Origin of the sequence: Zunongwangia sp. HRR-M8 (assembly GCF_027594405.1) — a bacterium.
Taxonomy (GTDB): domain Bacteria; phylum Bacteroidota; class Bacteroidia; order Flavobacteriales; family Flavobacteriaceae; genus Zunongwangia.
This window is the reverse complement of record NZ_CP115161.1, coordinates 2,928,391-2,950,649: the sequence shown is the minus strand read 5'-3', so window position 1 is coordinate 2,950,649 and position 22,259 is coordinate 2,928,391. Positions and strand designations below refer to the sequence as shown.

At 34.6% G+C, this 22,259-nt stretch carries 20 protein-coding genes and 3 tRNA genes; 10 read left to right on the top strand and 13 right to left on the bottom strand.

What is annotated here, in order from left to right; genetic code table 11:
* Nucleotides 1-155: 155 nt before the first annotated feature.
* From PBT89_RS12710 to PBT89_RS12690, 5 genes are all read left to right on the top strand, one after another.
* The gene (locus PBT89_RS12710) at nt 156-1,016 is read left to right on the top strand and encodes a peptidyl-prolyl cis-trans isomerase (protein ID WP_270062227.1); all 861 of its coding nucleotides are present in this window, start codon (nt 156-158) and stop codon (nt 1,014-1,016) included.
* Nucleotides 979-2,430, top strand: a complete 1,452-nt coding sequence (locus PBT89_RS12705) for a peptidylprolyl isomerase (protein ID WP_270062226.1) — start codon at nt 979-981, stop codon at nt 2,428-2,430. Before PBT89_RS12710 ends, PBT89_RS12705 begins: the two co-directional genes overlap by 38 nt.
* A gap of 13 nt (nt 2,431-2,443) precedes the next feature.
* The gene (locus tag PBT89_RS12700; RefSeq protein WP_270062225.1) at nt 2,444-3,397 is read left to right on the top strand and encodes an AAA family ATPase; all 954 of its coding nucleotides are present in this window, start codon (nt 2,444-2,446) and stop codon (nt 3,395-3,397) included.
* 387 nt (nt 3,398-3,784) lie between these two features.
* Nucleotides 3,785-6,052, top strand: coding sequence for an aconitate hydratase (locus tag PBT89_RS12695; RefSeq protein WP_270062224.1), 2,268 nt, complete (start codon nt 3,785-3,787; stop codon nt 6,050-6,052).
* Between the two features lie 86 nt (nt 6,053-6,138).
* A complete protein-coding gene (locus PBT89_RS12690; protein ID WP_270062223.1) occupies nt 6,139-6,702 on the top strand; it encodes a TlpA family protein disulfide reductase in 564 nt (187 codons plus the stop codon).
* Here the strand turns inward: PBT89_RS12690 and PBT89_RS12685 are convergent.
* The 5 genes from PBT89_RS12685 to PBT89_RS12665 are packed head-to-tail and all read right to left on the bottom strand — an operon-like array spanning nt 6,699 to nt 11,525.
* Nucleotides 6,699-7,841 (bottom strand): lycopene cyclase family protein, encoded by a 1,143-nt coding sequence (locus PBT89_RS12685; RefSeq protein ID WP_270062222.1) that lies wholly within the window; start codon nt 7,839-7,841, stop codon nt 6,699-6,701. The two genes, PBT89_RS12690 and PBT89_RS12685, sit on opposite strands and share 4 nt — an antisense overlap.
* A gap of 9 nt (nt 7,842-7,850) precedes the next feature.
* Nucleotides 7,851-8,306: a sterol desaturase family protein gene (locus PBT89_RS12680; RefSeq protein WP_270060524.1), complete on the bottom strand. Its 456-nt coding sequence runs from the start codon at nt 8,304-8,306 to the stop codon at nt 7,851-7,853.
* Between the two features lie 16 nt (nt 8,307-8,322).
* On the bottom strand, nt 8,323-9,162 hold the full coding sequence (locus PBT89_RS12675; protein WP_270062221.1) for a phytoene/squalene synthase family protein: 840 nt from the start codon (nt 9,160-9,162) through the stop codon (nt 8,323-8,325).
* Between the two features lie 4 nt (nt 9,163-9,166).
* Complete coding sequence (locus PBT89_RS12670; RefSeq protein ID WP_270062220.1) at nt 9,167-10,630, bottom strand: phytoene desaturase family protein; 1,464 nt, start codon at nt 10,628-10,630, stop codon at nt 9,167-9,169.
* A gap of 1 nt (nt 10,631) precedes the next feature.
* On the bottom strand, nt 10,632-11,525 hold the full coding sequence (locus PBT89_RS12665) for a MerR family transcriptional regulator (RefSeq protein ID WP_270062219.1): 894 nt from the start codon (nt 11,523-11,525) through the stop codon (nt 10,632-10,634).
* A gap of 486 nt (nt 11,526-12,011) precedes the next feature.
* Between PBT89_RS12665 and sbnA the strand changes: the two genes are divergently transcribed.
* The 3 genes from sbnA to PBT89_RS12650 are packed head-to-tail and all read left to right on the top strand — an operon-like array spanning nt 12,012 to nt 16,295.
* A complete protein-coding gene (gene sbnA, locus PBT89_RS12660) occupies nt 12,012-13,010 on the top strand; it encodes a 2,3-diaminopropionate biosynthesis protein SbnA (RefSeq protein ID WP_270062218.1) in 999 nt (332 codons plus the stop codon).
* A gap of 41 nt (nt 13,011-13,051) precedes the next feature.
* Entirely contained in the window at nt 13,052-14,863 is a 1,812-nt protein-coding gene (locus tag PBT89_RS12655) for an FAD/NAD(P)-binding protein (RefSeq protein WP_270062217.1), read from the top strand.
* Entirely contained in the window at nt 14,853-16,295 is a 1,443-nt protein-coding gene (locus PBT89_RS12650) for a Y4yA family PLP-dependent enzyme (protein WP_270062216.1), read from the top strand. The genes PBT89_RS12655 and PBT89_RS12650 overlap by 11 nt, the downstream gene beginning before the upstream one ends.
* 236 nt (nt 16,296-16,531) lie before the next feature.
* Here the strand turns inward: PBT89_RS12650 and PBT89_RS12645 are convergent.
* The 3 genes from PBT89_RS12645 to PBT89_RS12635 form a co-directional block, all read right to left on the bottom strand.
* Nucleotides 16,532-16,615 (bottom strand) — tRNA-Leu (locus PBT89_RS12645).
* A 66-nt stretch (nt 16,616-16,681) separates the two neighbouring features.
* A tRNA-Lys gene (locus tag PBT89_RS12640) sits at nt 16,682-16,754 on the bottom strand.
* 33 nt (nt 16,755-16,787) lie between these two features.
* Nucleotides 16,788-16,860 (bottom strand) — tRNA-Lys (locus PBT89_RS12635).
* A gap of 125 nt (nt 16,861-16,985) precedes the next feature.
* Here PBT89_RS12635 and PBT89_RS12630 point away from each other — a divergent pair.
* Entirely contained in the window at nt 16,986-17,510 is a 525-nt protein-coding gene (locus PBT89_RS12630; protein WP_270062215.1) for a shikimate kinase, read from the top strand.
* On the opposite strand, the gene PBT89_RS12625 is transcribed toward PBT89_RS12630, so the two are convergent.
* Nucleotides 17,503-18,003 carry a phosphoribosyltransferase family protein gene (locus tag PBT89_RS12625; protein ID WP_270062214.1) on the bottom strand — a complete coding sequence of 167 codons (501 nt, stop codon included), beginning with the start codon at nt 18,001-18,003 and terminating at the stop codon, nt 17,503-17,505. The genes PBT89_RS12630 and PBT89_RS12625 overlap by 8 nt on opposite strands.
* Nucleotides 18,004-18,013: 10 nt before the next feature.
* A complete protein-coding gene (locus tag PBT89_RS12620) occupies nt 18,014-18,412 on the bottom strand; it encodes an RNA-binding S4 domain-containing protein (protein WP_270060533.1) in 399 nt (132 codons plus the stop codon).
* A gap of 81 nt (nt 18,413-18,493) precedes the next feature.
* Between PBT89_RS12620 and PBT89_RS12615 the strand changes: the two genes are divergently transcribed.
* A complete protein-coding gene (locus PBT89_RS12615; RefSeq protein WP_270062213.1) occupies nt 18,494-19,489 on the top strand; it encodes an FKBP-type peptidyl-prolyl cis-trans isomerase in 996 nt (331 codons plus the stop codon).
* 66 nt (nt 19,490-19,555) lie between these two features.
* Here the strand turns inward: PBT89_RS12615 and PBT89_RS12610 are convergent, their stop codons facing one another.
* The 3 genes from PBT89_RS12610 to PBT89_RS12600 all read right to left on the bottom strand — a co-directional run bounded on the left by PBT89_RS12610 (nt 19,556) and on the right by PBT89_RS12600 (nt 22,101).
* Nucleotides 19,556-20,149, bottom strand: a complete 594-nt coding sequence (locus PBT89_RS12610) for an outer membrane beta-barrel protein (protein WP_270062212.1) — start codon at nt 20,147-20,149, stop codon at nt 19,556-19,558.
* Between the two features lie 125 nt (nt 20,150-20,274).
* Complete coding sequence (locus tag PBT89_RS12605; protein ID WP_270062211.1) at nt 20,275-21,228, bottom strand: transketolase family protein; 954 nt, start codon at nt 21,226-21,228, stop codon at nt 20,275-20,277.
* Nucleotides 21,229-21,255: 27 nt separating this feature from the next.
* The gene (locus PBT89_RS12600; protein ID WP_270062210.1) at nt 21,256-22,101 is read right to left on the bottom strand and encodes a transketolase; all 846 of its coding nucleotides are present in this window, start codon (nt 22,099-22,101) and stop codon (nt 21,256-21,258) included.
* Nucleotides 22,102-22,259: the final 158 nt, after the last annotated feature.

The following is a 22,259-nucleotide window of genomic DNA, read 5'->3' as shown; positions in this document are numbered from 1 at the left end:
TCTGTTCAGATTATATTCAGAAAAAAACAAGCACTGCTTGATAATCAGTAATGTTATATCTTGCAGAACCTCTAAGAATTCTTATTTTTGCTCCACTTAATAAGAAATTTCAGAAAAAAGCGTTTTACTGAAGTTGAAAGAATTGTTTACCTGGTTTGAGAATAGGAGTTAAAGCCATTTTTATAAGCTTTGTATTAGTTTTGGTGATTTCTTGTGATCTTTTTAAATCTCAGGATGACCGAAAGATAGTGGTGCGGGTAAATAATTCATATTTATATGAGGAAGATATAGCAGAGCTTGTAGGTGAAGGCATATCTGCAGAAGATAGTTCGATTATTGTAAATAGTTATATTAATCGATGGGCGACGCAGCAATTACTTATAGATAGGGCTAAGTTAAATTTGCCTGAAGAACAGCAACGTGAATTTAATGAATTGGTTGAGAATTATAGAAACGAGTTGTACACCAATGCATACAGCGATGCTATAGTTTCACAAGAATTAGATTCTGTTTTTAATGATTCTGTTATTTCAGGATATTATAAAGAGCATAAAGAAAACTTTAAATTGAGTCAGGATCTAGTAAAGTTGCGCTATATAAATTTAGAAGCGAATAATACGAATCTGGATAAAATTAAAAAGTGGTTTGTTCGTTTTAATGAAGAGGATAGAAAGAAGTTGCAGGAAAATGCACTTCAGTTTAAAAATTATTCATTTAATGATTCTGTTTGGGTGAAAACTTTAACTGTTTACGATAAAATAGTACCATTAAGTGTAGAAGATCGAGCAAAATTATTGCAAAAGGAAAAATACATAGAATTAAAAGATTCAGTAGAAACTTATTTGATCTATGTAAATGATGCGCTTAAGAAAAATGATGAAGCGCCATTAGAATACGCCAAACGAACCGTGGAACAGATTTTGCTTAATAAGCAAAAGTTGGAGTTGGTTAAGCAACTAGAAAAGGATATTACTAAAGATGCAATTAAAAACAATCAATTTGAAATTTACAATTAAGAAAGCTTTGATTTTGGGAGCGCTAGTGCTGGGCATAAATGCTGGGGCACAAGAAATTATCGTGACCGATAGTACATCAATACAGCCAGAAGATGAGTTGGTACAAAACCAGCCTTTATCTGAAGCAGAAGGTTCTCGTAGAAAAGTAGACGGTATAGCCGCAGTAATTGGTGATTATATTATTCTTGATAGTGATGTCGATTTAACAAGAAAAGATATTCAATCACAGGGAGGAAGTACAGCGAATGTTACAGACTGCCAACTAGCAGGTTCTTTGATGGAGAATAAGCTATATGCTCACCAGGCTATACAGGATAGTATTGTAGTTCCAGATGCACAAATCAATAATTATATCGACCAGCAGATTGCAGGAATGGTGCAGCAGTTAGGAAGTATGGAAGATGTTCTGGAATTTTACAAAAGAGATTCTGAAGCAGAATTTAGAAATGAATTATTTGAGCTGAATAAGCAAAGCCAGCTTGCGCAACAGATGAGACAGAAGATTGTTGAAAATATTGAGGTAACCCCTGAAGAAGTTCGACAGTATTTTGATGAGATTCCTAAAGATTCGTTGCCTATTTTTGGGGACGAAGTAGAAATTTCAGAAATTGTAATAAAACCTGAAGTTCCTGAAGAAGAAAAGCAAAAAACGATCGATCGATTAAATCAGTTTAGAACCGATGTTTTAGAAAATGATTCAAAATTCGCCACTAAAGCGATTCTTTATTCTGATGATACACAAACTGGCGGTGATATTTTAAGTTTTGGTAGAAAAGATCCTTTTGCAAAAGAATTTAAAGATGTAGCTTTTTCTTTAAGAGAAGGTGAAATTAGCGAACCTTTTGAAACGGATTTTGGATATCATATTGTTCAGTTGGTTAAAATTAGAGGTCAGGAAATCGATGTGCGCCATATTTTGTTAATTCCAGATGTAAATAACGATGCGCTGGAAAAAGCGAAAGAAAAAATTGATAAAGTAAGAGAGAAAATTGAGAATGGAGATATCGAATTTGCACAAGCTGCCAGAGAAGTTTCAGATCGAGAGGAAACAAAAGCTGACGGTGGTAAAATGAGAAATCCTACCACAGGAGATTCCAGATTTGAACAAACTAAATTAGATACCAAATTATATAATCAAATTTCAGATTTAAAAGAAGGCGAAATTTCTTATAGAATTACGGAGCAGGATAGAATGGGGCGACCATTTTATAAGATTATCAAAATGGACAAAAGAATTCCGCAGCACACTGCAAATTACGGTTCAGATTATATGAAAATTAAAGAGCTTGCACTACAGGACAAAAGAATTAAAGCAATCCAGGAGTGGCAGAAAGAAAAAATTCAGGATACTTACGTTAAAGTTAGCGGAAAATACCGAGATTGTGAGTATACTAGCAATTGGTTAAAAAAATAAAATTTACTACTGAATGTCTGACGTTAGCTTACTAGAAAATTTTGTAAAAAAGCATCAAAGCTTAAAAAATGAAATAGCAAAAGTAATTGTTGGACAAGAAAATGTAATAGATCAAATATTGCTCTCCGTATTCTCCGGAGGGCATTCTTTGTTAATAGGGGTGCCAGGTTTGGCAAAAACGCTAATGGTAAATACTATTGCAAAGGCTTTGGGTTTAGATTTTAAAAGAATTCAATTTACTCCAGATTTAATGCCTAGCGATATCCTGGGTTCTGAGATTCTGGATGAAAATCGAACGTTTAAATTTCTAAAAGGGCCTGTGTTTACTAATATATTATTAGCTGATGAGATTAACCGAACTCCGCCTAAAACCCAGGCTGCGCTTTTAGAAGCCATGCAGGAAAAATCGGTTACAGTAGCGGGAAGACGTTACGATCTTGCTTCTCCTTATTTTGTATTAGCGACACAAAACCCAATAGAGCAAGAGGGAACATATCCTTTGCCAGAAGCTCAGCTCGACCGTTTTATGTTTGCTATAAATTTAGAATATCCTAGTTTCGAGGAAGAAGTGAATGTGGTTAAAAACACGACTACAGATAAAAAATATGAAATAAAATCATTATTTGCTGCAAACGAGATTAGTGAAATTCAGCATATAATTAGAAAAATGCCAGTAGCAGATAATGTGATAGAATATGCCGTAAAACTTGTTGGTAAAACTCGGCCAAATACAGATGCTGCACCAGAGCTTGTTAAAAATTATCTGGATTGGGGAGCAGGGCCAAGAGCTTCACAAAATCTTATCTTGGCAGCAAAAACTCATGCTGCGGTGAACGGGAAATTTTCACCAGATAAAGAAAACGTTCAGGCAGTTGCGATAGGCATACTTCGCCATCGTGTAATAAAAAACTATAAAGCAGAAGCAGAAGGTGTAACTCTGGAATCTTTGATCAGAGCTCTTTTCTAAAGCTTAATAAGCAATATTTTATTTGCTATCTTTTAATATAAATTGATGGTATTAAATTTAGGAACAATCTTTAGTTCTAGATATCATTTGTTATTTTCTATTTTAAATTCTTAAAAAAAATATAAATAGATAATTAAGAATGGCTATAAATAAAACTAATGCTGAATAAAAATGATGTTTAATTGCCAAATTCTTAGAAATCACGATGTCTTTTTATGAACATCATTTTTAAATTAATAAGATGTTGATTTTTCTTGAAAAAAATACACTTCTGTGATTTAATCTAAACCCTTTTACTCAAACCTTTTAGGAGTAGTTTAGATTTTCAATATCCGGCTATTTTTCTTACTTTTGCTAGACTTTTTTAGAACAAAAATTATAAAAACAATGGCATACGATATTGATATGATCAAGAAGGTTTATGGCCATATGGCAGATCGTGTAACTAAAGCACGTGATGTTGTGGGTAAACCTTTAACACTTGCAGAAAAAATTCTTTATTCTCATTTATGGGATGGTGAAGCAACTACTGCTTACGAGAGAGCGAAAGATTATGTTGAATTCTCTCCAGATAGAATTGCTTGTCAAGATGCAACTGCGCAGATGGCTTTATTGCAATTTATGCAGGCTGGTAAAAAGAAAGTTGCTGTGCCAACTACAGTGCACTGTGATCACCTTATCCAGGCAAAAATGGGAGCTGCAATCGATCTTCAAAGTGCCAATAAATCTAGTAGTGAGGTTTTCGACTTTTTAGAGTCTGTTTCTAATAAATACGGAATCGGTTTCTGGAAACCAGGTGCAGGTATTATTCATCAGGTAGTATTAGAAAATTATGCATTCCCAGGAGGAATGATGATTGGTACCGATTCTCACACTGTTAACGCAGGTGGTTTAGGTATGGTTGCTATTGGTGTTGGTGGAGCCGATGCTGTAGATGTAATGGCAGGTATGCCTTGGGAACTTAAATTCCCTAAACTTATAGGTGTAAAATTAACTGGAAAACTGTCTGGATGGACAGCTCCAAAAGATGTAATTCTTAAAGTTGCAGGTATCTTAACTGTAAAAGGTGGTACTGGTGCAATTATTGAATATTTTGGTGAAGGTGCACGTTCTATGTCTTGTACTGGTAAAGGTACTATTTGTAACATGGGAGCTGAAGTTGGAGCAACAACTTCAACTTTTGGTTATGACGAATCTATGGAACGTTATTTAAAAGCTACAAACCGTGCAGATGTTGCTGAAGCAGCTAATGCTGTTAAAGAGCATTTAACAGGTGATGATGAGGTTTATGCAAATCCTGAGCAATATTTTGATGAAGTTATCGAAATTAATCTTTCAGAATTAAAGCCTCATTTAAATGGACCTTTTACTCCAGATTTAGCGACTCCAATTTCTGAAATGGGAGTTAAAGCTAAAGAAAACGACTGGCCAATAAATGTAGATTGGGGATTAATCGGTTCTTGTACTAACTCTTCTTATGAAGATTTGACTCGTGCTGCTTCTATTGCACAACAGGCAGTTGATAAAAAGATAAAAGCAAAATCTGATTTTGGTATTAACCCAGGTTCAGAGCAAATTAGATTTACTGCAGAGCGTGATGGATTACTTCAAATTTTTGAAGATCTAGATGCTACTGTATTTACCAATGCTTGTGGACCATGTATTGGACAGTGGGATCGTAGTGATCGTAAAGGTGAAGAAAAGAATACGATTGTGCATTCTTTTAATCGTAACTTCTCTAAACGTGCCGATGGTAACCCAAACACCCATGCTTTTGTTGGTTCTCCAGAAATGGTTGCAGCTATTGCAATTTCAGGTCGTTTAGATTTTGATCCAACTCGTGATAAATTAATCAATGAGGATGGTGAAGAAGTAATGTTAGACGAGCCTAAAGGTATCGAGCTTCCAACAAAAGGTTTTGCTGTAGAAGATGCAGGTTATGTTGCTCCTAAAGAAGATGGTAGTAGTGTAGAAGTAAAAGTTGCTGAAGATAGTGAACGTTTACAATTATTAACTCCTTTTGAACCTTGGGATGGTAAAAATCTAACAGGAGCTAAACTTCTTATCAAAGCTTGGGGTAAATGTACTACCGACCATATTTCTATGGCTGGTCCTTGGTTACGTTACCGTGGCCATTTAGATAATATCTCTAATAACTGTTTAATTGGAGCTATAAACGCATTCAATAAGAAAACAAACTTTGTAAAAAGTCAGATCACCGGAGAGTATGACGGTGTACCTGCGGTACAGAGAGAATATAAAAAGGAAGGAATTCCTACAGTTGTAGTAGGAGATCACAATTATGGTGAAGGTTCTTCTCGTGAGCACGCTGCAATGGAGCCACGTCACTTAGGTGTTAAAGTGGTATTAGTAAAATCTTTTGCTCGTATACACGAAACTAACCTTAAGAAACAAGGGATGTTGGGACTTACTTTCAAAAATGAAGAAGATTACGATCTAATTCAGGAAGACGATACATTCAACTTTATAGATCTTGAGGAGTTTGCTCCAGACAAAGATCTTACAATTGAGATCGTTCACGCAGATGGTTCTAAAGATACCATCAAAGCTGAGCATACTTACAACCAACCACAAATTGAGTGGTACAAACATGGTTCAGCTTTAAATTTAATTAAGAAAGAAAATGCAGCTTAATTAGTTGTTTTTAATTTATTCAAAAACTCTCGCTTTTTGCGGGAGTTTTTTGTTTAAAACTATATTTGTGTTGAAATTAGTATAGAATGAAAAAGCTTTTCCAAAATCAGTGGGTAAATATTATTCTTGTCGTGATTATTTTAGCGATGGTTTTACCGCAAACCAGAAAGCCGATTGCGATTGTTTTTAATAAACTTATTGCTTCCAGTCCTAAACTTACTGATGAAGAAGATCGCCAGCAAATTGAATCTTACAATTGGATTCTTGAAGATCGCTTTGGTAATAATGTTGATTTTGCCCAATTTCAGGATAAAGTTATTCTTATAAATTATTGGGCAACCTGGTGCCCTCCTTGCATTGCCGAGATGCCAAGTTTAAACGATTTGTATCAAGATTATAAAGAAAAAGTCGTATTTCTTTTTATAAGTGGAGAAGCATTAGAAACCAGCCAGGGATTTATGAATGCTAAAGGCTATAATTTACCGGTTTATCGCATGAAAACGAATTACCCCGATCCTCTGGAAGGTTACAAACTGCCCACCTCATATCTTATAGATAAAAATGGTACTATCGTTATTAAAAAAGAAGGAGCGGCAGATTGGAATAGTGCTAATTTTAGAAATATTCTAGATCAGCTTTTAAAAAATTAAAGCTTCAATTTTCTGAAAAATGAGGTGATAAACTCAGGGTCAAAAAGGCTAAACATAATTTTTAAGTCTGTTTTTCTTGAAGTTTCTTCATCTAAATACGCGAAAATTTCTTCTACCGAATTCTTTTCATAGAAATTAGTAAATATTTGCTCGCCTTTTTCATTTCTTCTGGCTAAGACATCCAGAAAAATACTATCGTATTGTTTGAATTTTTTTCTGAAAAGATCTTTTGAAGGTAGATGACCAGATTTTATGTTTTTTATAATTTTTGAAACTTTCTTTTCTGTGTGCTTAAAAGAATAGCCGGTCGAAGCTTTAACCCAACCGCCACCAGTGCCGATTTTGGTGATTTCAGCAGTGTTTTTTTTATCGAAAGGAAAATCTGTCATTGGAATAATTCCCTGTTCTTCTCTAAGAATCTCGTAGGAGTCTAATTTAAGGTACTCTTTAATATATTTTTTAAGTTGTGTATCGTAAATAGCTTCTTCAGTAATGTAAGGAGTGAAAAAAGTATATTCAACTAAAGCCTCTGTCTCAGAAAAAGGTAAAATGTAAGTAAAACTTGTACTGTTTTTATAGGTGAGTCTAAAATCCATCATCGTAAACTGCTCTGGATTAAAAACAGGTTGGTTTGTTTTTAGATGATAGCCTTTAAAATGCTGAAAAATTTTTGTGTAATCTTTAGTTTCTAAATATTCTGATGGTACTCTGCTATCGAAAAAATGAGTGGAGTTATAGGTGTTTTTCTTTCCTATAGCTTTCATTTTTACGGTATCTATTTCAGTAATCTCGTCTTCAATTAAAGAAATATCTTCAGATTTACGAATTTCATCCAAAGCATGTTCAAAGAAAGCTTCAGAAGTCAGCATTTTATAGGAATAGGGAGAAAGCTCAAGTTCCTTTTCAGTATAAGACGAAATGAATTTACCTTTAGACCAGTCTGCAGAAATTAAAAAATCCCAGCGACCACGGTTTTTTTCCCAATAGCACCAGGTTTTATCCCTATTAATTTGGAATGAAGGATCTAATATGGCAATCTTTTTTCCTTTAAAAAAAACATCGTCCTTAAGGCGTAAAGCCAATTGAAGTCCTGCTAATCCACCGCCAACAATTACATAATAATATACCGGGCCTAGCATACACTAAAATTATCTGGATTTTTTAAAATATTTAAAAGGAACAAACAGCATCCCAAAGTTTTCGCCGTCCTCTTTACCAATGTGTTTGTGGTGTATTTTGTGTGCTCTTCTTATTCCTTTAGCATAGGTGCTGTTGGCATTTCTAAAAATTTTAAAACGTTGGTGTATAAAAATATCATGAACGCTAAAATAGGCGATTCCGTATGCTAAAATGCCAAGGCCAATAGGCAAGGTGTACCATACGTCTTCGTAACGCCATAGTAGAAAACAACCAATGCTTACAGCTGCATAAAAAACAAAAAATAAATCGTTACGCTCCCACCATCTGCTGTGGTCTTTTTGGTGGTGGTCTTTATGCAGGCTCCATAAAAAACCATGCATTATGTATTTATGCGTAAACCATGCCATAAACTCCATGCCAATAAAAGTAGCCAGAAATATCGCGATCCAAAGAATTGTAGTCATAGGTTAAATTTACAAATTATATAAGATTAAGACGGCAAGAAATATAAGATTTTGCCAGCAGTCCTGCTTTTTGATAATCTGATACTCTAATTCGCTTTTTCTTAATCTCTAAAGAGGGTGTTTGTTTGAGTTTGTAAAGTAATTTTTTGTAATAAATATATGCTGTGTATACGCCGAATTTTGCTTCAACGGGAAGGTGAATAATTCCGTTTAATCCTTTTCTAAAATCTTCGTCAATTTCATCGATAATCCTCTTTTTACTTTCTTCATCTAACTCTTCTAAATTAGTGTTCGGAAAATAACTTCGGTTTAAATCTTCAAAATCGGCTTTTAAATCTCTAAGAAAATTTACTTTCTGAAAAGCTGAACCTAAACTCATCGCTGATTCTTTAAGTTCATCGTACTTTTTCTGGTCGCCTTTTACAAATACTTTTAAACACATTAGCCCCACTACATCTGCACTGCCGTAAATATATTCTTTATACTCGTCTACAGTTAAATAATCTGATTTGTAAAGATCTAACCGCATAGACTTCATAAAAGCGATATAAAGTTTTTCGTCTATATCATATTTATGTACCGTTTCTTGAAAAGCATTAAGAATCGGATTTAAACTTATTTTTTGCGTTAAAGCTTTATATAAATCTTCTTCAAAATCGTTGAAAAGTACTTCTTTATCGTAGCCATGAAAACTGTCCACAATTTCGTCTGCAAATCGTACAAATCCGTAAATATTGTAAATATCTTGTCGTATACTTGGAGCTAGCATTTTTGTTGCAGAAGAAAAAGAAGTACTGTAGGCGTTGGTAACTTCTTTACTGCACGTTCGCGAGACAACGTCAAAAATAGATTTCATAGCACTAAATTTTATTCTTTTTAATTAGACCTGCGGTTAATTTTCCCGAGATTAACGATGGCGGAACCCCCGGGCCGGGTACCGTAAGTTGTCCTGCAAAAAATAGATTTTTAACTTTTTTGCTTTTCAGTTTAGGCCTTAAAAATGCTGTTTGAAGCAAAGTGTTGGCGAGACCATATGCGTTTCCTTTGTAAGAATTATATGCTTCTTTAAAATCATTAACACAAAAAGACTCTTTAAATATAATATTATTTTTAACACTTTGATTTGTTATCCTCTCAAAGCGCGTTATAATTTTATTAAAATACTTTTCCCTAAGCTGTGGTGTGTCCTCGATATCGGGAGCTAATGGAATTAAAAAGATGCCTGCTTCGTTTCCTTGCGGAGCAATATTAGTATCTGTTACTGAAGGAAAACTGGCGTAAAATAAAGGATCTTCCGGCCACTTAGGATTATCATAAATATTCTTAGCGTGCACATCAAAATCTGTATCAAAAAATAAGCTGTGATGAGCTACGTCCTCTAATCTTTTGTTAAAACCAACATAAAATAGTAAAGCTGAAGGCGCAAATGTTCGATTTTCCCAGTATTTCTCTGAATATTGTCTTGATGCTTCTGGTAGTAGCTGTTCGCTATGATGATAGTCTGCTCCACTTAGTACAATATCACTAGTGATAAATTCATCATTAATATAAAGGCCTTTAGCGGTGTTATCTTCAACAGCTATTTTTGTTACATTGGCGTTTGTTTGGATTTTTACACCTAATTCTTCAGCAAGTGATTGGATGCCTTTTATAACTTCATACATTCCGCCTTTGGGATGCCAGGTTCCCAGACCAAAATCTGCATAATTCATAAAGCTATAAAATGCAGGAGTAGCGGTAGGTTTGGCGCCTAGAAATAACACAGGGAATTCAAGGATTTTGATCAAATTTTGGTTATTGAACTCTTTTCGTACCTTCTTTGAAATTGTGCTGAAAAATTGTCCAATTCTGGCAGCAGTTTGCGGAGTAACTAATTCTATCGGAGAAACGCCAGGACGGTAAACTACATCCTTAATCGCAATATCATAATTTTCCTGCGCTTCTTTTATAAACTTTTTTAGTGCTTTAGAGCTTCCTGCTTCTTCTTTTTCAAAAGCAGCATATATTTTTTCAAGACTATCCTCTATACTAATATGGTGTCCCTCTTCAAAATATACGCGGTAAGCAGGATTCAATTTTATAAGTGTATAAAAATCTTCTGGTTTTTTATCAAAATCGGCAAAAAAGCGTTCAAAGACATCGGGCATCCAGTACCAGGTTGGTCCTATGTCGAAAGTGAAGCCATTCTTTTTTAACTGTCTGGCTCTACCACCAACTTCCGCATTTTTTTCATAAATGGTAACGTCGTAACCGTCTTTTGCCAGGTAACATGAAGCTGCTAAAGAAGCGAATCCAGATCCTATTATGGCAATTTTTTGCTTCATGTTAAAGGGTTTTTATAAAGTTATCTAACTCTTGGTGAACTTTTATATTTTCGGGTAAAGGCATTTCTTTTAGGTTGTTTGTTTTATGTCCAAATAAATTAAGTTCGTATGGGCGATGTTCGCATATAATTTCTTGAAATTCTTGTATGAAATCTTCAATATTCAGCGGAGCAATAGTGCAATAGCTCAGAAACTTTACATTGGAATAGCGCTCCAATAGAAATTTCATATTAGAAAGTGGTAAGCTTGGACCAAGAAATATCGTTTGATAGCCTGAGTGTAATAGTAAATATTGAATATACAGAATACTTAAATCGTGTATTTCATTTTCTGGTAGGAACAATATAAAAATATCTTCTTTGGTAGCTTCTTTTGAAGCTTTTATATCTGCTATATTTAGATATAATTTTTGTTTTATCAAATCGACAATATAATGTTCGTGTATTGGTTTTATAGTATCGGTTTGCCACAAGAGCCCAACCTCATTTAAGAGAGGTAAGAAGATGTCGTTAAATATAGCTTTAAAACTCTTCTTTTTTAATAAAGAGTTATAGGTTTGATTGAAAAGGTTTTCGTCAAAATTCATCATAGCCATCTTAAATTGATTGATAGCTCGATTTTCTTCGCTTATGCTAGAAGTAATTCGATGAACCATTCCCGAAATTTCTTCTTCCGTTAATTTAGAAATTCGCGATATTTTGTATCCATTTTCGTTAAGGAAAGAGATATTTAAAATCTTTTGTAGGCAAGAACTATCATACATGCGTATGTTAGTTTTTGTACGCTGTGGTGTTAAAATATTATAGCGTTTCTCCCACATCCTTATGGTATGTGCTTTGATACCACTAAGGTTTTCGAGGTCTTTTATGCTAAAGCTTTGTTTGATTAATTCCATATAAACTATGATACCAAACAAATCTATACAAATTGTAATCGCAATTTATATAGGAAAAAGTTAAAATGTTTAATGTAGTCGTTAATTGATTAAACAAAATTAAATTTTCAAACTTTTGAGTGTCATTTTGTACCTATTCAGTATCCGTAATGAATCATTAGAATGCCGTCATCCGGTTTCGATGGTTATCGGAATTGATTAACGGTCTCATCGTCTAAGTGCTGTTTTTTCAATCTATATGAGATTCCGTATCAAGTTCGGAATTACAAAAATTTCAATGATTAAAATTACGGTTAATCTTTTTAAAATTTAATTGATCTTAAGCTTCAGTACACTTGCAATTTCAAGCTATTTTTTAAGATATCATTCGATGTTCTAGTTAATATATATAAAATAGATTATGAAGAGATAATTATTAATATGACCTTTAGATAAGGTTTCTTGTCTTTCTTATTTTAAGACAAAGAAATCGCATAAAAGCTTTGTATGATATTAGATAGAATCAAAAACAATCATAGTATAATAGATGCTATTGGCGATACTCCATTAATCCATCTTCATAAAATGTTCTTAGACTCTAAGATTAATTTTTATGGAAAATTAGAAGCAGCGAATCCTTCTGGTAGTCTTAAAGATAGAACTTCTGCTTTTATTCTTCAAAATGCTTTAGAGGAGGGTAGAATTAGGCCAGGGGATACTGTAATCGAATCTAGCTCTGGGAATATGGCTTTAGGCCTGGCGCAGGCATGTTTATATTTGAAACTGAAATTGATTGTAGTGGTAGATCCACATATTAATAAACATACTGAAAAATTGCTTTTAGCGTATGGCGCGAAGATTGAATATGTTACCAAACCATCCAAAGAAGGAGGTTTTCTTGCTGCAAGATTAGACAAAGTACAGGAGCTTTTAAAAGCTATTCCAAATAGTTTTTGGACAAATCAATACGGAAATCCAGATAATCCTTTGGCGCATCATAAAACGATAGAAGAGATTATGATCGCATTAGAAGGTGATGTAGATTATATATTTGTTTCTGCGAGTACATGTGGTACTTTAATGGGATATGCAGATTATATTTTAGAAAATAACCTAAAGACCAAATTAATTGCTGTAGATGCAAAAGGAAGCGTCCTGTTTGGAGGAGAGGCTAAAAAACGATTAATCCCAGGTCATGGGGCTGCAGTGCCTTCACAATTTCTTCGGAAAGAAAGAATTTATGATTATCTAGCGGTAAGCGATCTAGATTGTATAGAAGGATGCTGGTCACTACTTAAATCTGAAGGGATTTTGTGCGGTGGTTCTACAGGAGGTGTGGTTACCGCGATTAAAAAATATAGCGCGAAGATTGATGATTCAAGTAATTGTGTGTTTCTTTTATGCGACAAGGGCGAGCGGTATTTAGATACGATCTATAATCCAGATTGGATACAAGCAAACTTTCCAGATTATAAATCAATTGAAAATTCGGAAATCGGGTGGTAGATATCAGAAATTCTGAAATTAATAAAACCAAAAAGTATAAGGTGGCGATAATAGGGATGGGGCCTAAAGGGCTGTATGCCCTAGAGCGTTTATTAGCTCAAATTAAATATAATACAATAGATCAAGGTATTGAAGTACATATATTTAATGCTGATGAAAATTTTGGTTCGGGCAATGTTTACGCTAAAAATCAACCATCTTATTTGATTATGAATTATGCAAGCAGTAATATAAATGCCTGGATAGATGAAACGCCAAAGCCAATAGTACAGCAACCATTAAGCTTTATAGAGTGGTTGAAAGAAAATAAAGTTGATAAGCGTTCAAATTTATATCTCGATTTTGCTCCACGTGCGATAGTTGGAGAATATTTAAATACTGTTTTTAAGGAATTAGTGAGTAACTCGCCAGAGAGCATTAGCTATTACTTTCATCCAAATATAGTGGCAGATATAAAAAAAACAGGCGATAAATTTCAGATTAAAGAACAATCAGATCCAAATTATCTTAGTAATAAAATCGATAGTGTTTTACTAACCACAGGTCATCTTGGGGCAGGAGCAGATTTTATTTCAGAACAACCGGCTTCATCTTTTATTAATTTTGTCTATCCTACGAAAACTAAACTAAAAGATGTAAAGGCGGGTAAGGTTGCTATCCGTGGGTTTGGTTTAACCTGCATTGATACCGTTTTAGAACTAACCGAAGGGCGATCGGGTATCTTTAAATCTGGGGCCTCAAATAAAATGAAGTATTTGCCATCGGGTAAAGAACCAAATTGTATTTACATTATTTCAAGATCAGGTTTACCAATGTTTCCTAGAAATAGTAGTGAAGAGGAGATTGAAAGATTGGTTTATTTTACTGAAGAAAATATCGAGGCAGCATCAAAATTATCTTTTGTTGATTTGTTTTTGCCTTTAATTAAAAAGGAATTTTATTTTCAGTATTACAAAATTGCTTTTAAAATCAAGAATCTTGAGTTGAAATTTGATGAAGATTTTGAAACTGTGACTGCTCAGGTTACCGAATTTCATTCTAAATTTCCTGAAGAAGAAAAATATTGTTGGGATCAATTAATAGATCCATTTCATGATCAAGCCACAATTTATAACGCTCAATTAATCGATTATCTAAAATTTTTGATTTCAGAAGCAAAAAAGGGTGTGCACGCAAGTCCCATTATGGCAGCCGTGGGCACTTGGCGAAAAATGAGTCCGATCTTTAATAAATATTATAGTTTTGGAAGGTTGGATGCCAAATCACATGCATTGTTTGATCGAGATTATTTTGGTCTTTTCAATCGTCTATCTTACGGCCCACCAATTGTAAATACTGAAAAGTTGATTGCTTTGGCTGAAGGAGGTCTTATAGACTTCAGCCGAGTAAGAAATGCTGAGATTATTCAGAATAAAAAAAATGAGTACGAATTAATATTGGATAAAAAATCCAGTTCATTTAGAAGAAATTCAGAAAATTATGACACTGGTAAAATAAAGATTGATACCGTTATCGACGCAAGAATACCACGCGGTATAGATAGACGACCTAAATCCTTATTTAGCAATTTGCTGGCTAAAGGTCTTCTGCGCAGTTTTAAAAATAAGAATAACGGCTATTACGAGGCTAGTGCTGTCGATATTAATAAATCTGGTAAAGCGATCAATGCAAACGGAACTTTAGAAGATAACCTGTCACTTTATGGAACACCAACAGAAGGAGTGACGCTGGATAATGATACGTTATCCAGAACTCGAAATAATTTTGCGTCTGTATGGGCTCAAAATGTAATTCAGGATATTCAGAATAAAAATAAACAGAACTTAATTAATAATACAATTAATGTACACTAAGGCGAATAAGATCAATGGCTTAACACCAATAACCAGTGAATGGATGGAGCAAGTTATGCGCGATAAATCTTTGATTGAACAATTGATTTCAAAATATGGCTCTCCGGTAAACCTTCACCATTTGCCTACTTTTTCAAGTAATATTGAAAGATTTCGCGAACTTTTTGTCCAATATGGTTTAAGACATCAAATTTACTATGCCCGTAAAGCAAACAAAAGCAAAGCACTTGTACAAAAAGCTTTGCAATCTGGGATTGGGGTAGATACCGCAAGTTTTAAAGAATTAGAACAGTCATTAGCGCTGGGAGGTGCTGGGGAAACCTTGGTACTTACATCGGCTATCAAAACCAAAGAGCAATATGCTTTAGCCATTAAAAAACAAGTGCCCATTATTTTAGATAATGTTGATGAGTGCGAACTAGCTAATACCGTTGCTGTAGAAATGGGGGAAGTTGCAATTGTAGGTTTTAGAGTAAGCGGATTTAAAGTTGAAGATAAAAAACTTTATAGCCGTTTTGGATTTGATATAGAATTGCTAAAACAGTTTATTCTTGAAAACCTTGGGGCAGAAGGTACATACAAAAACTTAAATATTGCAGGTTTACATTTTCACTTGGACGGTTACTCAACCCATCAGCGAGGAAAAGCTTTAAGTGATTGTATAAGTATGTTAAGTGAATTAAACGAAGCTGGGTTTAATTTAGACTTCATTGACATAGGAGGTGGCATATTGATTAATTATCTGGAAGATGAACAGGAATGGAGCAATTTTGATAAGCAATTAAGAGCACAAGTCGCTTCGGGAGAGGGGAATCTAACCTTTAATCAAAATGGATTGGGATATGAACTTATAAACGGAAATGTAGAACGTTCCCTGAAAACATATCCATATTATAACAACGTAAATGGCGTAGACTTTTTAAAACAAGTACTGGAGTATAAAGAATCTGCCGAGTCTTCGCCTAATTTTTCGAGACTGCAAAAAAACAATATAGAAATACGAATTGAACCTGGTAGATCACTGCTCAATCAAATAGGAATGACGATCGCTAAAGTTGCCCATCGTAAACAAGATGCGAAAGGACAATGGTTGGTTGGATTAGAAATGAATATGAGCCAGATGATGAGTTCTAGTGCAGATTTTCTTCTCGATCCTTATTTGATTTATGAAGATGATTTTTCTGAAGAATCGGCCGTCGATATTTTTTTTACGGGTGCGTACTGTTTGGAAAGAGATGTGCTATTGAAACGCAAAATTACCTTGCCGCAATTACCTAAAATTGGAGATTTGGTGGCTTTTGTGAATACAGCTGGTTATATGATGCACTTTTTTGAAACCGAAGCTCATCTTTTTGAGCTATCTACAAATCTTAGTTTCAATAATTCTGAAAAGCTAACTTTAGTAGATTTTGTAAATGATGATATGCTATAAAATTCATGGAGTAGGAAGGTATTATATTTCTTGCTCCATGTTGAAATCAAAAACATTTTAGTTATTACTGGATAGCAAAAACACTTTTAAATCTTTTTTGAAGTTTTTTTGTATTGAATAATTTCAGAAATCTTTTAGAAGAAAAACCTAATGTTTTTTGGGAAATCTAAAGTAGAAAGTTGACTAAATGTTGACTGCGGAAATTTTAAAGTAGGGTCGTAGGATAATAGAGTGAGTGCCCAGGATGGGAGTCGAACCCATACGCCCTAATGGACACATGGCCCTCAACCATGCCTGTCTACCAATTCCAGCACCTGGGCAAATGCGCCATTAAAAATAACGGGCCTTTGTATTTCATAATTTCATAAATCTATAAAATAAAAAAGTGATCTGGCTGGGGCTCGAACCCAGGACCCTCTCCTTAAAAGGGAGATGCTCTACCAACTGAGCTACCAGATCAAATTTGAATTTTATAAAAAAAGAACATCTATGTGATCTGGCTGGGGCTCGAACCCAGGACCCTCTCCTTAAAAGGGAGATGCTCTACCAACTGAGCTACCAGATCAATAAAAATGCATCCGTTTTTTTGCGAATGCGGGTGCAAATATATAATCTATTTTTTATTTTTCAAGCATATTTTGATATAAATTTGCTTTTAGTAGAAATTAACTTCAAAAAAATAAACTTAAAATGAAAATTTTCCTGAATGGTTACATGGGATGCGGTAAGTCTTATATAGGTGAAAAACTTTCTGAATCAATGGATTATCCATTTGTGGATATGGATAGTCAGATAGAAATTATGGAGGGTAGGACGATTCATGAAATTTTTCAAAAAAAAGGAGAATTATATTTCAGAAAACTCGAAAATGAAGTTTTAAAAGATATTTTAGCTTCAAAATCTGATATGATTATCTCTTTAGGAGGAGGAACTCCCTGCTACGGTAATAATTTTGAGCTTATAAAAGAAGATGCAGAAAATCAAACGCTGTACCTCAAAGCTTCAGTTGAAGTATTAACCGAGCGCTTGTTTTTAGAGAAAGTTCATCGACCGGTTATTAGTCATTTAGAAACCAAAGAGCAGTTAGAAGAGTTTATTAGAAAGCATTTGTTTGAACGGGCCTTTTATTATAACCAATCTAATATTATTGTGGATGTAGATCATGCTACACCCACGAAGATTCTTGAAGAAATAAGAGCTAAGCTAGTTAAATAAGCTCTGCTCTATCATCTCCTTTTTCGAAGGTTATTCTTACCATTTCGCTTAAGGAGGTGGAAAGTGAAATTCCTTTAAAATCGGCTTTTACAGGATACTTTTTATGATTACGGTCTACCAGTACTGCTGTTTTAAATTGCTTTAATGGAACGTCTAAAAAATGGCGTACACCGTATATTAAAGTTGTGCCCGAGTTTAATACATCGTCGACTAAGACTAGGGATTTTTCAGAATAGTTTTCGGGAAGAATAGAAGTAGTTACTTTATTTCTTGGACTTTTCTTGTTTACATGAACTTCGCATAAGATAATTTTTAATGGGGATATTTTTTCGAGTTCTTCCTGGATTCTTTTTGCTAGTTTAAAACCTTTTCTGGCAATACCTGCCAATACGATCTCTTCTTCATTTATGTTGCTTTCATAAATCTGAAATGCTATTCTTCTAATTTTTTGAGCAATTTCAGTATCGTTTAAAATCTGAATTCTTTCTTTCATTTTAAAAGTCTTAGGTAGTTTGGTCTTTGTTTTCTTTGTCATCGGCATTTTCAAACCAATCATCGATATCTCTTCGGTCTTTTTTGGTTGGTCGTCCTGTGCCTTTTTTTCGGTAATAATCTTTCGAATATTTAAGAAGGTCTTGTTTTTCAAAAGCTTCTTTGGGGGTGTGATCCTGTACGTAAATATTCACAAGCTTTGCTCCAACTCGGCTTTTTGGAAGATCCAAAACTTCAATTTCGTAGTTTATTTGATTCTTCCTAACAACCAATCTATCGCCAGGGAAAATATCTTTAGAGGGTTTAACATTGGTGGTTTCCATTTTTACTTTACCCTGCTTGCAGGCATTTGTTGCGATGCTTCGGGTTTTAAAGTACCGCACACTCCATAAAAATTTATCAACTCTCATAATAAATGGTCCTTAAAACTGTTCTATTATCTTAAACAAAAATACAAGATTATTGTATCTTGCGCCCTTAAAAACGAGACAATGCGATTGAATAAATACTTTTTAGCCGGAATTACTTTGGCTAGTCTTTCTTTTACCAGCTGTAACGACGACGATGATAACAACAGGAATATACCTCAAGAGGAGCTTAGGGATGAAACCGAACAGGCCTTAACAGATGATGATAGTATTGTTGAATATCTACAGACGCATTTTTATAATTATGAGGAATTTGAAAATCCATCTTCAGATTTCGATTATAGAATCGTTTTTGATACAATTGCTGGAGAAAATAGTGATAAAGAATCGATATTTGAATCGGATTTTCTGGAAACTAAAAAGGTACCTTATCGGGTTAACGAAACAGAGGTGGACTATAATCTATACATTTTGAAGGTTAGAGAGGGAGAAGGAGAGCGTCCTCATTTTTCAGATTCTACGTATGTAAGATATAAAGGTGAATTGTTGAATTCTGAAGTGTTTGATAATAGCGTAAATTCTCCTGTATGGTTTGATCTTGTTGGTTATATTTATGAAGATTTCAATAACGGTCAACCTGTTTTAAGAAGAGCAGGTGGAGTAGTGCCTGCATTTAGAGAAGCTATGACTGAATTTCAAGGAGCCTCTAGCTATACCGTTAATGGCGATAATACAGTTAACTGGTCTAATGATTATGGTATTGGGGCTTTGTTTGCTCCATCTGGATTAGGATATTTTAATGGTGCGACAGGAGGAAACAAATATAGCCCGTTGATTTTTACGTTTGAGTTGTTAAATGTGAATGAAGCTGATCACGATGGTGATGGAATTCCAAGCTGGATGGAAGACATAAATGAAAATAGAGATTTATATGACGATGATACCGACGGCGATGGATTGCCTAATTTTTCTGATAATGATGATGATGGTGATGGTTTACCAACACGCCAGGAAATTATTATTAATGCAGATGGCACGATAACTTTCCCGGATTCTAATAACAACGGCACTTCAAATCACTTGGATCCAGATTATTTTCAACCTGTAGGTGAGGAATAATAATATAAAAAAAGTAAATAAAAAAAGCTCCTTCTTTAGGAGCTTTTTTTATTTATAAAATACTATTTAGAGCGCTATAGATAAACTCAAAATCCATTGTGAAGGTCTTGAATCTATGGAGAAATTTTCTTCTGCAGTTTCGCTGAAAGCAGTATTATCTGTAAATGCACCTTCATATCTAACGTCTATTCCCAAGTTGCCAAGGTTTAGACCCGCTCCTAATTGATATCCTACTGTAATATCCTTATCAACATTTCCTATTTTAAATGTGCCGTTTTCAATTTCGTTGTTCGTGATGTATTGAAACGATGGCCCGGCTTTTACATTTAACGGGCCTAAAATATCGACTCCTAATAAAACCGGTAGGTCTATTTTATTCAGATCATAATCAAAAGCACCATAATCGGTAGTTAGTTTGGTGTAAATAAGTTCTGGCTGAATGAAAACTCCTGAAATTCCAAATTTTCCGAATACACCAAAGTGATACCCCGCTTTAGATTCTCCATTCTTTAAATCAGGGAAATCTTCTCTAGCTTCATCAAAGCCATTGATGTCACCAGTAGATCCATAATTTAATCCTCCTTTTATTCCAAATTCTGATGACTGCGCCCATATGCCTGTTGATGTTAGACAGAGCATAATGATTAAAATTTTTTTCATAATAATAGTTTTAGTTTCTATATCGAACGTAAATTAAGATCTTAAATTTTGGCTGAAAATAACAAAGCCTTTTAAAATGACTTTAAAAGGCTTTGTTTTATAAAAGTTTAACGGTTTTTAAGCTTTTATTTACGTTTTATAACTTTTTCTGAAGCTGCTATAATCGCATCGGCGTTAAGACCATACTTCTCCATTAATTGCTCTGGAGTACCACTTTCTCCAAAAGTATCTTTAGTAGCTACAAACTCTTGTGGAGCTGGTTGGTGTTCTGCCAAAGTTCTGGCTACACTTTCTCCTAAACCGCCAAGGAAGTTATGCTCTTCAGCAGAAACTACACATCCGGTTTTCTTCACCGATTTGATGATCGCTTCTTCATCTAAAGGTTTAATTGTGTGAATATTAATAATTTCAGCACTAATACCTTTTTCAGCTAAAGCCTCACCAGCTTTTATAGCTTCCCATACTAAGTGACCGGTAGCAATAATGGTAACATCTGTACCTTCGTTCAGCATAATAGCTTTTCCGATCTCAAATTTTTGATCTTCAGGAGTGAATATTGGCACTTTTGGTCGTCCAAATCGTAAATAAACAGGTCCCACATGTTCTGCAATAGCAATTGTCGCAGCCTTGGTTTGGTTATAGTCACATGGGTTAATCACTGTCATCCCAGGTAACATTTTCATTAAACCAATGTCTTCAAGAATTTGGTGAGTAGCACCATCTTCTCCAAGTGTTAAACCAGCGTGAGAAGCACAAATTTTGACATTTTTATTAGAATAAGCAATAGATTGTCTAATTTGATCGTAAACACGACCGGTAGAGAAGTTAGCAAATGTTCCTGTGTAAGGAATATATCCACCAATTGTTAATCCAGCAGCCATCCCCATCATATTTGCTTCGGCAATTCCCGTTTGGAAAAAGCGATCTGGATTGGCTTCGATAAAATCGGCCATTTTCAAAGAAGGGGTAAGGTCGGCACAAAGTGCAACTACTTTTTCGTTAGTTTTTCCAAGCTCTGCCAGCCCGGCACCAAAACCACTTCTAGTATCTTGTTTTTCTGTATATGTATATTTTTTCATTGTATTCTTTTTTGGGAAAACACGAGTTTAGTAATCGCCTAAAGTTTCCGGGTTTTGTGCCAAAGCACTTTCTAATTGTTCGTCATTTGGAGCTTTACCGTGCCATTCGTGCGTATGCATCATAAAATCTACACCATTACCCATTACGGTAGTCATTAGCACACAAACAGGTTTTCCTTTACCGGTATGTTCTTTAGCTTCGTTAAGTCCTTCGATTACTTTTTCGATATCATTTCCTTCAGCAATTTCTAAAACATCCCATCCAAAAGCTTCAAATTTAGCTCTTAGATCGCCCATGTTAAGAACAGTATCTGTACTACCATCAATTTGTTGGCCGTTTACATCTACTGTAGAAATTAGGTTATCCACACCATTTGCACCGGCATACATTATCGCTTCCCAGTTTTGTCCTTCCTGTAATTCTCCATCACCATGCAAAGAGAAAACTAAATGACTGTCTTTGTTCAATTTTTTAGCTTGTGCTGCTCCCAAAGCTATAGACATTCCCTGGCCTAAAGATCCAGAAGCTATTCTAATTCCTGGAAGGCCCTCGTGAGTAGTTGGGTGTCCCTGTAGGCGAGAATCGATCATTCTAAACGTACTTAATTCTTCTACCGGAAAGTAACCACTACGTGCTAGTACACTATAGAAAACAGGGGAGATATGACCATTGGAAAGGAAAAATAAGTCCTCACCAACCCCGTCCATATTAAAGCTAGGATCATGCTCTAAAATTTCTTGATAGAGCGCTACAAAAAACTCAGTACAACCAAGAGAACCTCCTGGGTGGCCAGAGTTTACTTTATGAACTTGTCTTACAATATCCCTGCGTACCTGGGTAGCAAAACTTTTTAATTCTTCAATGTTTGCCATTTATATAGTTATTGTTGTGAATATTTATTGCTAAAATAAGTCAATATTATGCTTTCTCAAAACGAAAGCGCATGAGTATTATGATAAGTGTTAAATTTACACTTTATTTTTGAAATATCATAATTCTTTAATTTGCAGAAATGTTAAGTATCTTTGCA

Coding starts and splice junctions, on each gene's coding strand:
- PBT89_RS12650 (WP_270062216.1), top strand. CDS start 14,853: ATGTACACTAAGGCGAATAAGATCAATGGCTTAACACCAATAACCAGT.
- PBT89_RS12705 (WP_270062226.1), top strand. CDS start 979: ATGCAATTAAAAACAATCAATTTGAAATTTACAATTAAGAAAGCTTTG.
- sbnA (WP_270062218.1), top strand. CDS start 12,012: ATGATATTAGATAGAATCAAAAACAATCATAGTATAATAGATGCTATT.
- PBT89_RS12620 (WP_270060533.1), bottom strand. CDS start 18,412: ATGAGAGTTGATAAATTTTTATGGAGTGTGCGGTACTTTAAAACCCGA.
- PBT89_RS12680 (WP_270060524.1), bottom strand. CDS start 8,306: ATGACTACAATTCTTTGGATCGCGATATTTCTGGCTACTTTTATTGGC.
- PBT89_RS12600 (WP_270062210.1), bottom strand. CDS start 22,101: ATGGCAAACATTGAAGAATTAAAAAGTTTTGCTACCCAGGTACGCAGG.
- PBT89_RS12685 (WP_270062222.1), bottom strand. CDS start 7,841: ATGCTAGGCCCGGTATATTATTATGTAATTGTTGGCGGTGGATTAGCA.
- PBT89_RS12615 (WP_270062213.1), top strand. CDS start 18,494: ATGCGATTGAATAAATACTTTTTAGCCGGAATTACTTTGGCTAGTCTT.
- PBT89_RS12605 (WP_270062211.1), bottom strand. CDS start 21,228: ATGAAAAAATATACATATACAGAAAAACAAGATACTAGAAGTGGTTTT.
- PBT89_RS12695 (WP_270062224.1), top strand. CDS start 3,785: ATGGCATACGATATTGATATGATCAAGAAGGTTTATGGCCATATGGCA.
- PBT89_RS12610 (WP_270062212.1), bottom strand. CDS start 20,149: ATGAAAAAAATTTTAATCATTATGCTCTGTCTAACATCAACAGGCATA.
- PBT89_RS12665 (WP_270062219.1), bottom strand. CDS start 11,525: ATGGAATTAATCAAACAAAGCTTTAGCATAAAAGACCTCGAAAACCTT.
- PBT89_RS12700 (WP_270062225.1), top strand. CDS start 2,444: ATGTCTGACGTTAGCTTACTAGAAAATTTTGTAAAAAAGCATCAAAGC.
- PBT89_RS12625 (WP_270062214.1), bottom strand. CDS start 18,003: ATGAAAGAAAGAATTCAGATTTTAAACGATACTGAAATTGCTCAAAAA.
- PBT89_RS12690 (WP_270062223.1), top strand. CDS start 6,139: ATGAAAAAGCTTTTCCAAAATCAGTGGGTAAATATTATTCTTGTCGTG.
- PBT89_RS12675 (WP_270062221.1), bottom strand. CDS start 9,162: ATGAAATCTATTTTTGACGTTGTCTCGCGAACGTGCAGTAAAGAAGTT.
- PBT89_RS12630 (WP_270062215.1), top strand. CDS start 16,986: ATGAAAATTTTCCTGAATGGTTACATGGGATGCGGTAAGTCTTATATA.
- PBT89_RS12670 (WP_270062220.1), bottom strand. CDS start 10,630: ATGAAGCAAAAAATTGCCATAATAGGATCTGGATTCGCTTCTTTAGCA.